This is a genomic window from Mixta sp. Marseille-Q2659 (assembly GCF_940807255.1).
Classification (GTDB): Bacteria; Pseudomonadota; Gammaproteobacteria; order Enterobacterales; family Enterobacteriaceae; genus Mixta.
Genome location: NZ_CALNWY010000001.1, coordinates 122405 through 136576, shown reverse-complemented (window position 1 = coordinate 136576; position 14172 = coordinate 122405). Strand labels below are relative to the sequence as shown.

Sequence of the window (14172 nt, the reverse complement as noted above, 5' to 3'; positions counted from 1 at the left end):
ATCAGTTTACCCAGGATAAGAGATTTAATTATGAGCAACATTATCAAGCAAATCGAACAAGAGCAGATGAAGCAGGACGTACCTTCTTTCCGTCCGGGTGATTCCGTGGAAGTGAAAGTATGGGTCGTTGAAGGTTCTAAAAAGCGTCTGCAGGCATTCGAGGGCGTGGTTATCGCTATTCGTAACCGCGGTCTGCACTCTGCATTCACTGTTCGCAAAATTTCCAACGGCGAAGGTGTTGAGCGTGTATTCCAGACTCACTCCCCAGTTGTTGACAGCATCACCGTGAAACGTCGTGGTGCCGTGCGTAAAGCGAAACTGTACTACCTGCGTGACCGTACTGGTAAAGCAGCTCGTATCAAAGAGCGTCTTAACTAAGTATTCGCGCAAGCGACATCTAAAAGTTAATAGCAATAAAGGGGTTGGCGTAAAGCCAGCCCTTTTTTTATGCCAAAACAAAACGGCGTTCAGCCTCCCTCCCCATGAATTAACTGCGCCAGCCGACAGTTGTATAAAAAATGTCATAAATGCCGGAACCTCTTCTCCTTACGGGCTACATAAGGCGAATCGTGTGTAAGTTGTACTGATGTTCTTTTCACCAGGCAAACACGAGTGAAGGCTTGCTGCCTTCGACAGTCGCACGTGGCGGATGCCTTTCCGTTACGTGATCGTTGTTTATTCAACACTGGAGTCTATCGAACATGACTAACGGTATTCAGCGTCAACCTGCGGCGCAAAATTTCTCTCGACCACTCAATAACCAGACCGATGCCGCGGGTGGCCATAGCCAGACGCAAGGCGCGCGCAGTAGCGCTGCTGGCGGCGCCGGGCATTCAGGTAACGTAGCGGCGGCGGGCATAGATGCGCAGCGCCAGAAGAACATTACCGAGCTGAAAAATCTGATGAGGGAATATTTCACTGCCGGTGAAGGTATGGAGGAGTTGGTTAATTCGCGCGCCACCGGGCTGCATGAAATGGGATATAACCAGGACAGCGCGCGCGGCGTATTAGGGAAGGGGGATAAAATGGATGATATTACTGAGGCAGCCAAGAGCGCGCTGGGAGCCGTCGCCTTTGCGACCTCTTCTTTTCCAGCCGATAAGCTGGCCAAGGTAGCCAACAGCTATTTTGGTTTCGCTGAGGGTACGTTGACCGCCGAGGCGATTAACGGCGCTATTGGCGGGGGCTCCGCCATGGTGTTGAAAGCGTTCTGGGATAAAGTCTCGGCGAATGCCCAGCATGATACTAAATGGATGGATGCGGAAATGGATAAGCTGGAGCCGGCCATGCAGCAAGTGGTTAAACACCGTGAAGGACTGGGCCATAACATGAAGCAGGCGGTTTTAGGTGGAACCGGATATAACGCACGTAACGTGGTAACCGGCCTGGTTGCGACCGGCGTAGCTGGCCTGTCGAAAACGCAGCAGTACGCGGCTAATACGGCAACCAGTACGCCATTAACCGTGGCGGGAGGCGCCCTTAGCGGAGTGGTGCAGAACCGAAATAATGCGCTGCACGGCGCCGAGTTTTTGTTGGGGCGTACCGACTGGAAAGAAAGGTTCAAGGCGCTTGATGAAACCAGCATCAGCGAGCAAATGTTAAAAGGCGGCGCTAAACGGTTAGCTGCCGCTGCGCAGGGGCTAATCTCGCCGCGTCAGTTAACCCAGGGCGGCATGAACATTCTTTCCGGCAATATGGTTGCAGAAACCATGACGCTTGGCGCTGGTCTGGCGGGCGTGAATAGTTTACGGAATATGACTCGCCATGCCATGCAGGACGCGACAAAGAACGTTACGTCGCAGCAGGCGGTAGAGCAACTGGTAAACTTTGTCGGGGCGGCGACCGCCTATGCTGCACAGGGGGTAGCGGGAACTATTGCCGGGAAGCCCGTCGATACGAATGAAAAAGCAATAGACAGCTTCTTTGATAATCATCCAAGGCTGGATATGAATAACCCCAGACGTAAGGAAAATACGGGAGAAAGTGCGGCAACGATCTCGCGCCCTGGCAATCCGGTGGCTGCAGAGCTGGAGCGACGGAGCGAAGAATCGGCCTCCGTCGATGATGCGGCGCCGTCCGGCTATACGGATAACATTCCTCTTGGCAAACTGAGGCAGCCAGCTAATCAGACGGTGGCTTCTTCTTCACGCGCTGGCGATGCCTCTCAGGCCAGTCCCGGCAGCGCTTTTATCGCACGTCCGAAAAGCGCCAGCAGCCAGGCAAGCTTTCATTCAGCCATCAGTCGAGCCAGTTCTCCCGAGGAGCTGAGCGCACTTCAGGCGCAGCAAAAAGTGGCGGAAGCGTCGGGCGAGTGGCCGTTAAAGAATACGTAAGTACGGGCAGTACGCCTGCGGCAGGCGCAAGAAGTTTGCTTAATGCAACATCCTGCTCTGCCAGATAAAAAGAGGGAAGAGCAGGGAAAGGTTTCGTAAGGGTCTTAAAACCAGTCTACGTCGGTCAGGGAAGACACTATCGGTTAATTAAGGGATTTCCCGGTATAAAATCTTCACGCCGCAGATGATAAATCGCGGCGTTAACGGGCCCCTCAGCCAGCACGATCAATCCATAACGAAAGTCGATAAAATGCGCGCCGCTGCTCAGGGCAACAGCGCGGCTGGCGTAGTTATTTTCCGCCGCCAGGATTTCAATGGTTTTAATCGCGGGGCGACGGAAGCCTTCGTGAGCGAGTTGTAATACCGCCTGGCGCGCCACGCCTTTACGCTGCTCTTTCTGCCGTACCCAGTATCCAATAGCGCTCAGTTCTGCGGGATTCTGCGCATAACGGATGCCGGCGGCACCAAGGAAACGATCGTCAGCAGTTGCGAAGATCCCCATTTCATTTGCTTCGCCTTTTTCCCGCTGGCGATCGATCCAGCGAAACCAGTCTACCGCTTCTTCCCGTTGATAATCCTCATGCGCCCAGACCATCCACGGTTGTAAGGAGGATAAACTTTCATTAACGGCCGCCGCATAATCGACCGCATCAGATACCAGCATAGGGCGCAAATAAATGTCCATATCTTCTCCGTAACGTATTTTACCGGCTGCCGGACTCGACTGGAGCAGAGTAAGCGATTGTTGGAAATAGTATTGTTACTTATTTTACTGGCTGGGACATGGGGCCGGTTAACGTTTTTCAGAAGTTGAGTTTTATTCTTTTGTAAATATTAATTTACGACAATTAGTGCGGTGGATTTTGTTTTATATATCCAAGTCTATGATTTTAGTTAGTTTAAATTTGAAGTCTTTGAGGTCTATTTTTATGTGGTAAAAAATATGTACATCATGGTGTGCTTCTGTACCCTTTGTGTTACATTGCTTTCCTCATCGCAATGACGAAAAGGCCAAACTGAGGATCGCCAGCATGCAGAAAGACGCGTTGAACAATGTGCATATCGCCGCAGAACAGGTTTTGATTACACCGGAACAGCTGAAACAGAAATTCCCGCTGAATGCGCAACTTGAACAAGAGGTTGCCGCCTCGCGCCAAACCATCTCTGACATTATTGCCGGACGCGATCATCGGTTATTAGTGGTTTGCGGCCCTTGTTCTGTTCACGATCCTGAAGCTGCGCTTGTTTATGCCCGTCATCTGAAAGATCTTTCTGAACAGCTGAAGGATCAGCTATATATCGTCATGCGCGTCTATTTCGAAAAACCTCGCACTACCGTAGGCTGGAAAGGGTTAATTAACGATCCTTATATGGATAACTCGTTTGACGTTGAGGCGGGACTGCATATTGCCCGACAGCTGCTGGTAAGTTTGGTTGAAATGGGATTACCGCTGGCTACGGAAGCGCTTGATCCTAACAGTCCACAATATCTGGGCGATCTTTTTAGCTGGTCGGCGATTGGCGCGCGCACCACTGAGTCACAGACGCACCGCGAGATGGCTTCCGGCCTCTCTATGCCGGTTGGCTTTAAAAACGGTACTGATGGCAGTCTGGGCACTGCCATTAACGCAATGCGCGCTGCTGCTATGCCGCACCGCTTTGTTGGCATCAATCAGGCGGGTCAGGTTTGTCTGCTCCAGACGCAGGGCAACCCTGATGGTCATGTCATTTTGCGCGGCGGTAAAACGCCTAACTACAGCCCGGCAGATGTCGCACAGTGTGAGAATGAGATGCTCAAAGCGGGGCTGCGCCCATCGCTGATGATCGATTGCAGTCACGGAAACTCAAATAAAGATTATCGCCGTCAGCCATCTGTGGCTGAATCCGCCGTCGCGCAAATCAGAGACGGCAACCGCTCGATTATCGGCCTGATGCTGGAAAGCAATATTATTGAAGGCAACCAGTCTTCTGAACAACCGCGCAGCGAAATGCGTTATGGTGTATCGGTTACCGATGCCTGCATTAGCTGGGAAACGACCGCACAGTTACTGCAGCAAATTCATCAGGATTTAAGCGGCGTACTGGCGACGCGTTTGTCACAGGAGAGTTGAACAAGATGGTGGCTGAACTGACCGCGCTGCGCGATCAAATTGATGAAGTAGATAAAGCGCTGCTCGATTTACTGGCGAAGCGGCTGGAGCTGGTGGCCGAAGTCGGAGAAGTGAAAAGCCGTTATGGATTGCCGATTTATGTGCCGGAACGTGAAGCGTCCATGCTGGCCTCGCGGCGTAAAGAAGCGGAAGCGCTCGGCGTGCCGCCCGATTTAATTGAGGATGTACTGCGTCGCGTTATGCGCGAATCTTACTCCAGCGAAAACGATAAGGGCTTCAAAACGCTTTGTCCCGATCTGCGTCCGGTGGTGATTGTCGGTGGCAAAGGCCGTATGGGGCAGCTGTTTGAGAAGATGCTGACGCTTTCCGGCTATCGGGTAAAAATCCTTGATAAGGAAGAGTGGGAGCAGGCGCCTTTGCTGTTACAGGACGCGGGTATGGTCATCGTCAGCGTCCCTATTCATCTCACCGAACAGGTGATTAGTCAGCTGCCGCCGCTGCCGGATGATTGTATTTTGGTCGATATTGCGTCGGTAAAAAATCGGCCCTTACAGGCGATGCTTGCCGCACATCGCGGCCCGGTATTAGGTCTGCATCCGATGTTTGGTCCTGACAGCGGCAGCCTGGCGAAGCAGGTTGTTGTGTGGTGCGATGGGCGTCAACCGGAAGCTTACCAGTGGTTCCTTGAGCAGATTCAGGTCTGGGGCGCTCGTTTGCATCGCATCAGTGCCGTCGAACACGATCAGAACATGGCCTTTATTCAGGCGTTGCGGCACTTTGCCACTTTTGCCTATGGCCTTCATCTGGCGGAAGAGAATGTCCAGCTTGAGCAACTGCTGGCACTCTCATCGCCGATTTATCGTCTGGAACTGGCTATGGTCGGACGTCTGTTTGCGCAGGATCCGCAGCTCTACGCCGATATTATTATGTCATCAGAAAGTAACCTGGCGCTGATCAAGCGTTACTACCAGCGCTTTGGCGAGGCTATTGCTTTACTGGAGCAGAGCGATAAACAGGGCTTTATCGATAGCTTCCGCAAGGTAGAGCAGTGGTTTGGGGATTATGCGCCGCGCTTTATGCTGGAGAGTCGTTCCCTGTTGCGCTCGGCGAATGACAATCGGGTTTAAGATTGAAGCTGAAATATTAAAGCCCGCCGAAATGGCGGGCTTTTTTACGAGCTTATTTTTTGCTAAGGCTGGCACAGGGCGCTGTGATAGCAGGCTGATGATAGTCTCACAGCTTGCGGAGACAGGAGCGCACCTGAGCCACCGTAATAACCGCTTTCTTTACGGCCTTACGCCTGTGGCGGCTGACCGTTTGAAGCCGTGATGCCACCATCAACCGGTAAATTAACGCCGGTAATATAGCGCGCATCGTCGCTGGCCAGGAAGGCAATGGCTGCGGCAATCTCTTCCGCTTCGCCCGGTCGGCCAAGTGCGATACGCTCGTTAAACTTCGCCATCAGCTGCGCATTCTGCTTCATATCTTCCGTCATATCGGTGATGGTCAGACCGGGGCAGATGGCATTAACGCGCACGCCATCTTTGCCGTAATCCATCGCCAGAGAGCGGGTAAAGTTAGTGATAGCGCCTTTCGCCGCATTATAAATGCTCATCCCCCAGTCGCCGCCCAGACCAGACACAGAAGAAATATTAATCACGTTCCCGCGGCTTTTCAGCAGCAGAGGCATAAAGGCGCGGGTACAATAGAAAACGCCATCAAGATCGGTAGACATCACTTTTTTCCAGTCTTCATCGCTGGCCTGATGGATTTTTCCTGACGTAGTTACCCCGGCATTGTTTAACAACACATCGGCATGGCCATATTGCTGTTGTACCTGCTCAGCCAGCGCTTCAACGTCTTCCCGTTGCGAAACATCAGCAACCACAACCAGATGGTCTCCCGCTTTTAACGTAGCGAAAGTATTATTCAGCTTTTCCCTGGTGCGGCCGACTAATACAACGTGCGCGCCTTCTTCGGCAAAACGTCGGGCGCTTGCCGCGCCAATACCTGAACCTGCACCGGTCACGATTACCACTTTATTGCTGAAGCGTTCCATTTAGCCTCCTTGTTATTCATAGCGCGCTAATCCCGATGATTAGCTGTTAATTAAGCCTGGCATATGGACATGAACCGCAAGCGGCAAGCGGCGATATTCTTAATAATTAATTGATTTTTAATGTTTTTTAAGTTTTAACAAATATGAATGCCGTCAGCAGGAAAAGAAGGATGACTTCATTTTGCTGATTTACTGTGGGTCAGAGCAGTAATGGCGAGAGGAGGTTATAAAGGGTATAAAGTCGGATTCAGGAATTATTGCGCTGCTGACTTATGCTGTTGATGGGTATGTTTGATATGAAATAGAGCCGGACAGAGATGTCCGGCTCGCCAGGCCAATTATTGTGGCTCGACCGGTACAACATTCTCGCCCGGATAGCAGCCTAAAACTTTTAAGGAACGGGTAATAGCACGCAGCTCCTGAATCGCTTGCTGCATTTCATTAGTGCGTAGATTTCCCTGTACATCCAGATAAAACATCTCTTCCCATGGATTGCCGTTAATCGGACGCGACTCAAGTTTACTCATAATGAGATTGTGTTGGCGCAGCACCAGCAGCGCTTCAACCAGCGCACCGGATTGCTGCCCGGTTGCCATAATCAGCGTTGTTTTAGCCGGAACCTGTGCGGACACATCGACAGGCTTGCGCGCCAGAATAATAAAGCGCGTGATGTTCTGCTGTTGATTTGCCAGGTTGCGTTCCAGTACCTGAAGGTTATACAGCGCGCCGCCCGCCTCGCTGCCCAGAGCGGCAACTTTCGGCGAATTAAGTGCTGCGACTTTTTCCATTGCCGCGGCGGTACTTTCGGTATATTCGATTTTCCAGTGCGGGAAGCGGTTAATAAACTGGCTGCACTGCTGGAAAGGCTGCGGATGGCTGTAAACCGTTTCGATTTGCTGTAAATCGGTGGAGCCGGTGACCAGAACGCAGTGATCGATAGGCACCGTCATTTCGCCCACAATAAACAGGCTGGTCTGCTGTAACAGGTCATAAACGTCGTTAATTGAACCGGAACTGGTATTTTCAATCGGCAATACGGCGTAATCAGCCTGACCGCTCTCTACTTGCTGAATAATGTCCTGAAATTTTTGACAGCCGCTTTCGATAACATGGGTGAAATGGCGCGCGCCATATTTGCGTGCGGCCAGGTGGGAATAGGAACCTTTGGGGCCCAGAAAGGCGATGCGTGCCGATTGCTGATTGGTCTGGTTCAGCTGTTTTTGCAGTAGCGCCTGCTGAGTAAGAACGGAATCTTCGATAATAAGCTGAAATAAACGGGTGATGTAATGCGCGTCAAGCTGGTGGGTTTTGCCGAGTGTGATAAGGCGTTCAAGTAAATCGCGCTCACGCTCGATATCGCGTATTGGCCGATGCGTGGCCATTTTCGCCTTTGCGACTTCAATCGCCAGCGCCCGCCGCTCAGAGAGCAAGCCCAGTAATTTTTCATCAATGGCGCTAATTTTATCGCGCAGGGCCAATAACGGATTTTCCGGTTTCATAGCGTTACCTGTCAGATGTCCATAATAAAAAAGCCCCCCGTTTGGGAGGCTTTGCTGTTCGTCTTCGCTTTCTTTTTTCTGCGACGAAACGCCTCCCGGTTCAGGGGAAGGTAAAAAAGAAAGCGAAGAAAAACGGAAATTTCATCATAGAACTCGCGGCTGATAGTGCGGTTAAAGTAACCGTAGCGTTTTGCTGCTGTCAATAAAAAACGCGCCCGCAGGCGCGTCGTCGTTGCTAATCGCGCCCAAAGAAGGCCGGGCGCGCTGGCACTTATTCTTCATCGACGGGAGTTAAACCTTTCACGCTGGCGGTGGCACGGCGCGCTTCGCCTTTATGCTGAACCTTATTCAGCTGGCGTTCCAGTTTACCGATTAGCTCATTAATAGCGGCATACATATCTTCATGAGCGGCGCTGGCGACCAGCGGGCCATTAGGCGTATTGATCGTTGCGTCGGCAACATATTCTTTTGGTTCTTTTGACAGAACAATATGCGGATTGATCAGATGGGTTTGCCACTTTTCGAGCTTGGAGAGACGGTCTTCGACATGCTGGCGGATAGCGGGGGTGATTTCCATTTGTTTACTGGTAATGTTCATAATCATCATGTTTACCTCTCTGTCATTGCCGTCTTAGTAAGTTTAGCATACCGTGCAGGGAGGTTATTTTTGTGATGGAAATCACATTGACCTGTCACGTTTTGTCAAAGAAATGAAATGTGTGAGGGGCGACGGTAAATGTGCTGAAACCGCTTGTAGAACGCTTTTTCGCGCGGCAGACTTGATGGGTTAACAATAAGGAATTAATTAAAAGTTGCTGTTTTTATAGACAAAAAAACAGCCCGCAGGCTGCTTTTTTGTCTGGCGCTGAATCAGGCCTGGTTGGCCGCGATAATTTTCGCGACTTTTTCTGCTTCGGCATTCAGCTGCAGTTTACGATAGGCATTTTCCATCAGCGGCAGCGCGGTGCGTGTCGCCTGCGTATCAGGATAATCTTTTAGCATTTGCTCAACGCGATTCACTACCGCGACATAGGCTTCGCGTTTCGTGTAGAATTGCGCTACGGACAGCTCATATTTCGCCAGCCGATCCTTCAGATAGACCAGACGCTTGCGCGCATCGGTAGCATACTGGCTGTTTGGATAAGTACGTAACAGCTGAGAAAAGTCACGGAAGGCAGCGCGCGCATGTTCGGGATCGCGATCGGAACGATCGACACCGAAGAAACCTTGCAGCGCGGAATCGTCCAGCGCCATATCCGTCAGGCCTTTCATATACAGAACATAATCAATGTTTGGATGTGTCGGGTTCAGACGCATAAAGCGATCGATGGCAGCTTGTGCCATCGGCAGGTCGGCATTTTTATAGTAAGCGTAGATGAGATCCAGCTGAACTTGTTGGGCGTAAGGACCAAATGGATAGCGGTTATCCAGCGCTTCCAGTTGCGTTATTGCGCCTTTAAAGTTACCGTCCTGCAGTTTTTGCTGAGCCGTTGCATAAAGCTCAGAAGGCGGACTGTCAGGCACTTGATCCTTAGAGCTTGAACAACCCGCAAGAGCCAGGCTCAACGTGGCTGCAGCCACCAGATATTTCATACGCGTCATGACGATTTGATTATCCTCAGAGTGTGTTATTGCGGAAGCTGTCCGTTTAGCTCCCGATAGTGACCAGGTACGATAGCACATTATATTAAACGGCATCGCCGTGAAAACCCAACGTTAACGAAGAAGCTGTTTATGGCACAACAAGTAAAACTCACCGCAACGGTTTCCGAATCGCAACTCGGACAACGCTTAGATCAGTCTTTGGCGGAATTGTTCCCTGATTATTCGCGTTCGCGCATAAAAGAGTGGATCCTCGATCGTCGCGTGAGCGTCAACGGTAGCATCATTGACAGGCCTAAAGAAAAGGTATTGGGCGGCGAAGCCGTGGCAATACAGGCGGAAATTGAAGAAGAAGCGCGCTGGGAAGCGCAGGATATTCCTTTAAATATCGTTTATGAAGATGAGCATATTCTGGTCATCAACAAGCCGCGCGATCTGGTCGTGCATCCCGGCGCGGGCAACCCGGACGGCACCGTGCTTAATGCACTGCTGCATCACTACCCGGAAATTGTTGACGTTCCGCGTGCGGGCATCGTCCATCGTCTCGATAAAGATACTACCGGTTTGATGGTGGTAGCGAAAACCGTACCGGCGCAAACGCATCTGGTAGAATCATTGCAGCTGCGTGAAATTACGCGCGAGTATGAAGCGGTAGCCATCGGCACCATGACGGCGGGTGGCATTGTTGATGAGCCGATTAGCCGTCACTCAACCAAACGCACCCATATGGCGGTTCATCCGATGGGGAAACATGCCGTGACGCATTACCGCGTTATGGAGCATTTCCGCGCGCATACGCGCCTGCGCCTGCGCCTGGAAACTGGCCGTACCCATCAAATCCGCGTTCATATGGCGCACATTAACCATCCGCTGGTGGGCGATCCGCTGTATGGCGGTCGTCCTCGTCCGCCGAAAGGTGCGTCTGAAGACTTTATTGCTACGCTACGCAGTTTTGATCGCCAGGCTTTGCATGCGACGATGCTGCGTCTCTATCATCCGATTACCGGTATTGAGATGGAATGGCATGCGCCGTTGCCGCAGGATATGGTTGATTTAATCGATGCGCTAAAAGCTGATACGGAAGCGTTCAAAGATCAGCTGGACTGGCTATGAGCGAGCTGATTGTTCCTGACTGGCCGGTACCCGCCACGGTACGCGCTTATAGCACCACGCGTGCGGGCGGCGTCAGCGCGGCGCCCTGGGATTCGCTTAACCTTGGCGATCACGTCGGCGATCGGCCGGAAGCGGTTCAGGCTAACCGGCAACGTCTGGTTGATATGGTTGAACTGCCTGCGATGCCTTATTGGCTGGAGCAGGTACACGGAACGGACGTGGTGCGCCTTGACGGGACGATGCCGGCCACGCGCCGGGCCGATGCGGTCTGGAGCAACCAGCCCAATACGGTTTGCGCAGTAATGACGGCGGATTGCCTGCCTGTGCTTTTCTGCTCCGTCGATGGAAAAGAGGTCGCGGCGGCCCATGCGGGCTGGCGCGGTCTCTGTGCTGGCGTCCTGGAAAATACGCTGCGGCAGTTTTCCGCTCGGCCTCAGGACATTTATGTCTGGCTGGGGCCGGCGATAGGGCCAGAGGCATTTGAAGTCGGTGCGGAAGTCCGGGCCGCTTTTATTGCGCACGATCCGCAGGCGGAGAAGGCTTTCCGTCCCGTTGGTGCAAAGTTTTATGCTGATTTGTGGCTGCTGGCGCGTCAACGTTTAATGGCGCAAGGGGTCAGCGCAATTAGCGGGGGTGGACGCTGTACATGGCATGAATCTGCTCATTTTTTCTCCTGGCGACGCAGCGGTACTACCGGGCGTATGGCAACTTTGATCTGGCTGATATAACCTTACGCCACAAGACGATCCAGGGTGCGCTTTTTTTCACCATAATACAGGTCAAACATCTTGAAATTCTGAGGGTCGACCTCATTTCATCTCCAGTAGCATTTTGACCTGTATTGGGAGGAATCATGCGTCTGGATCGTCTTACTAACAAATTCCAGCTTGCGCTCGCCGATGCTCAATCCCTCGCCCTTGGGCGCGATAACCAATTCATTGAACCTCTTCACTTGATGAGTGCTTTGCTCAATCAGGAAGGCGGCACTGTCCGTCCTTTACTGACTACGGCAGGCGTGGATGTTGGCGGATTACGTAACGGTGTGGAGCAGGCTATCAGCCGTCTGCCACAGGTAGAAGGTGCTGACGGCGACGTTCAGCCTTCTGCCGATCTGGTACGGGTACTCAACCTGTGCGACAAGCTGGCGCAAAAGCGCGGCGACAATTTTATATCATCAGAATTATTTGTTCTGGCTGCCCTTGATTCGCGCGGCTCGCTGGCTGATTTGCTGAAATCCGCCGGCGCCACTAACGACAAGCTGACGAAAGCTATCGAACAAATGCGTGGAGGGGAAAGCGTGAACGATCAAGGGGCTGAAGATCAGCGCCAGGCACTGAAAAAATACACCATCGATCTGACTGAACGCGCGGAGCAGGGCAAACTCGATCCGGTTATCGGCCGTGATGAAGAGATCCGCCGTACTATTCAGGTGCTGCAGCGTCGTACCAAAAATAACCCAGTGCTGATTGGCGAACCTGGGGTGGGTAAAACCGCGATTGTTGAAGGACTGGCGCAGCGTATCGTCAACGGTGAAGTGCCGGAAGGCTTAAAAGGCCGTCGCGTCCTGGCGCTGGATATGGGATCGCTGGTGGCCGGTGCGAAATATCGCGGTGAATTCGAAGAACGACTGAAAGGCGTACTGAACGATCTCTCTAAACAGGAAGGCAACGTCATTCTGTTTATTGACGAACTGCATACTATGGTTGGCGCGGGCAAAGCCGACGGCGCGATGGATGCGGGCAATATGTTGAAGCCTGCGCTGGCGCGTGGTGAACTGCACTGCGTTGGCGCGACCACGCTGGATGAGTATCGTCAGTATATTGAAAAAGATGCTGCGCTGGAGCGCCGTTTCCAGAAGGTGTTTGTTGCTGAGCCCAGCGTTGAAGATACCATCGCTATTTTGCGTGGCCTGAAAGAGCGTTATGAGCTGCATCACCATGTGCAAATTACCGATCCGGCCATTGTTGCTGCCGCCACGCTGTCGCATCGTTATATTGCCGATCGCCAGCTGCCGGATAAAGCCATTGACCTGATCGACGAGGCCGCGTCCAGCATTCGTTTGCAAATCGACTCTAAACCAGAGGCGCTGGATCGTCTGGAACGCCGCGTTATTCAGCTGAAGCTGGAGCAGCAGGCGCTGAAGAAAGAGTCGGATGAGGCCAGCCTGAAGCGCCTTGAAATGCTTGAGGATGAGCTTAACCAAAAAGAGCGCGAATACGCCGAGCTGGAAGAAGAGTGGAAAGCGGAAAAAGCGTCGCTCTCTGGCACGCAGACCATTAAAGCGGAACTGGAACAGGCGAAAATCGCGCTGGAACAGGCACGTCGCTCTGGCGATCTGGGCCGAATGTCTGAATTGCAGTACGGCAAAATACCTGAGCTGGAAAAACAACTGGCGGCAGCCACGCAGTCCGAAGGGAAAACCATGCGTTTGCTGCGTAACCGCGTAACGGATGTTGAGATTGCAGATGTGCTGGCGCGCTGGACCGGCATTCCTGTCGCCCGCATGATGGAAGGTGAGCGTGAGAAACTGCTGCGTATGGAACAGGATCTGCATCAGCGTGTTATCGGGCAGGATGAAGCGGTAGAGGCCGTTGCCAATGCTATACGCCGTAGCCGCGCAGGATTATCCGACCCGAACCGTCCAATTGGTTCTTTCCTGTTCCTGGGTCCAACAGGGGTAGGTAAAACCGAGCTATGCAAAGCGCTGGCTAATTTCCTGTTTGACAGTGATGACGCCATGGTGCGTATCGATATGTCAGAGTTTATGGAAAAACATTCCGTTTCACGACTGGTGGGCGCGCCTCCGGGCTATGTCGGTTATGAAGAGGGCGGCTATCTCACGGAAGCCGTACGTCGTCGGCCTTACTCAGTGATTCTGCTGGATGAAGTGGAAAAAGCGCATCCTGATGTATTTAACATCTTACTGCAGGTGCTGGATGATGGACGCCTGACGGATGGGCAGGGACGGACAGTCGATTTCCGCAATGCCGTGGTAATAATGACTTCTAACCTGGGTTCCGATCTGATTCAGGAACGTTTCGGTGAGCTGAACTATAGCGCGATGAAAGATCTGGTGATGACGGTTGTTGGCCATCATTTCCGTCCAGAGTTTGTTAACCGCATCGACGAAGTGGTGGTGTTCCATCCGCTGGGCGAGAAACATATTGCTTCTATTGCTGGCATCCAGCTGCAACGGCTGTATAAACGCCTGGAAGAGCGCGGCTTTACGGTAAATATGTCAGAAGAAGCCCTGAAGCTATTGGGGCAGAACGGTTACGATCCGGTTTACGGGGCTCGTCCGTTAAAACGCGCGATTCAGCAACAGGTAGAAAACCCGCTGGCACAGCAAATCTTGTCGGGACAACTGCTTCCGGGCAAAACCATTCATATAGATGTACGCGACGGCGTTATCGTTGCTCATCAGTAAAAGTAAAAAATAGGCCGCAAGGCCTATT

General features: G+C 52.2%; 13 protein-coding genes and 1 other annotated feature. Of the genes, 7 read left to right on the top strand and 6 right to left on the bottom strand.

All coding sequences use genetic code 11. The features are described from left to right. The first annotated feature begins 30 nt into the window (after positions 1-30). Positions 31-378, top strand: a complete 348-nt coding sequence (gene rplS / locus P3C52_RS00640) for a 50S ribosomal protein L19 (protein ID WP_275553311.1) — start codon at positions 31-33, stop codon at positions 376-378. A gap of 323 nt (positions 379-701) precedes the next feature. Further along, a complete protein-coding gene (locus tag P3C52_RS00635) occupies positions 702-2333 on the top strand; it encodes a hypothetical protein (protein ID WP_275553310.1) in 1632 nt (543 codons plus the stop codon). Between the two features lie 136 nt (positions 2334-2469). On the opposite strand, the gene P3C52_RS00630 is transcribed toward P3C52_RS00635, so the two are convergent. Continuing rightward, positions 2470-3018: a GNAT family N-acetyltransferase gene (locus tag P3C52_RS00630; RefSeq protein ID WP_275553309.1), complete on the bottom strand. Its 549-nt coding sequence runs from the start codon at positions 3016-3018 to the stop codon at positions 2470-2472. Positions 3019-3364: 346 nt separating this feature from the next. Between P3C52_RS00630 and P3C52_RS00625 the strand changes: the two genes are divergently transcribed. Both P3C52_RS00625 and tyrA read left to right on the top strand, forming a co-directional pair. Then, positions 3365-4444, top strand: a complete 1080-nt coding sequence (locus P3C52_RS00625) for a 3-deoxy-7-phosphoheptulonate synthase (RefSeq protein ID WP_275553308.1) — start codon at positions 3365-3367, stop codon at positions 4442-4444. Between the two features lie 5 nt (positions 4445-4449). Beyond that, positions 4450-5571: a bifunctional chorismate mutase/prephenate dehydrogenase gene (gene tyrA / locus P3C52_RS00620; RefSeq protein ID WP_275553307.1), complete on the top strand. Its 1122-nt coding sequence runs from the start codon at positions 4450-4452 to the stop codon at positions 5569-5571. Positions 5572-5738: 167 nt separating this feature from the next. On the opposite strand, the gene P3C52_RS00615 is transcribed toward tyrA, so the two are convergent. The 5 genes from P3C52_RS00615 to bamD all read right to left on the bottom strand — a co-directional run bounded on the left by P3C52_RS00615 (position 5739) and on the right by bamD (position 9604). Continuing rightward, positions 5739-6503, bottom strand: a complete 765-nt coding sequence (locus P3C52_RS00615; protein WP_275553306.1) for an SDR family oxidoreductase — start codon at positions 6501-6503, stop codon at positions 5739-5741. A 338-nt stretch (positions 6504-6841) separates the two neighbouring features. Then, entirely contained in the window at positions 6842-8002 is a 1161-nt protein-coding gene (gene pheA, locus P3C52_RS00610; protein ID WP_275553305.1) for a bifunctional chorismate mutase/prephenate dehydratase, read from the bottom strand. A 23-nt stretch (positions 8003-8025) separates the two neighbouring features. Continuing rightward, positions 8026-8151 (bottom strand) — a sequence feature (Phe leader region). Further along, positions 8103-8150 (bottom strand): hypothetical protein, encoded by a 48-nt coding sequence (locus P3C52_RS00605; RefSeq protein ID WP_205960878.1) that lies wholly within the window; start codon positions 8148-8150, stop codon positions 8103-8105. Its footprint overlaps the feature before it by 48 nt. 122 nt (positions 8152-8273) lie before the next feature. Beyond that, the gene (raiA, locus tag P3C52_RS00600; protein WP_275553533.1) at positions 8274-8606 is read right to left on the bottom strand and encodes a ribosome-associated translation inhibitor RaiA; all 333 of its coding nucleotides are present in this window, start codon (positions 8604-8606) and stop codon (positions 8274-8276) included. A 266-nt stretch (positions 8607-8872) separates the two neighbouring features. After that, positions 8873-9604, bottom strand: coding sequence for an outer membrane protein assembly factor BamD (gene bamD, locus P3C52_RS00595; RefSeq protein ID WP_275553304.1), 732 nt, complete (start codon positions 9602-9604; stop codon positions 8873-8875). A gap of 132 nt (positions 9605-9736) precedes the next feature. Here bamD and rluD point away from each other — a divergent pair, with 132 nt between their 5' ends. The 3 genes from rluD (at position 9737) to clpB (ending at position 14144) form a co-directional block, all read left to right on the top strand. Next, positions 9737-10717: a 23S rRNA pseudouridine(1911/1915/1917) synthase RluD gene (gene rluD, locus P3C52_RS00590; protein ID WP_275553303.1), complete on the top strand. Its 981-nt coding sequence runs from the start codon at positions 9737-9739 to the stop codon at positions 10715-10717. Beyond that, on the top strand, positions 10714-11445 hold the full coding sequence (gene yfiH, locus P3C52_RS00585) for a purine nucleoside phosphorylase YfiH (protein WP_275553302.1): 732 nt from the start codon (positions 10714-10716) through the stop codon (positions 11443-11445). Before rluD ends, yfiH begins: the two co-directional genes overlap by 4 nt. Before the next feature lie 113 nt (positions 11446-11558). Then, positions 11559-14144 carry an ATP-dependent chaperone ClpB gene (gene clpB, locus P3C52_RS00580; protein ID WP_275553301.1) on the top strand — a complete coding sequence of 862 codons (2586 nt, stop codon included), beginning with the start codon at positions 11559-11561 and terminating at the stop codon, positions 14142-14144. Positions 14145-14172 lie beyond the last annotated feature (28 nt).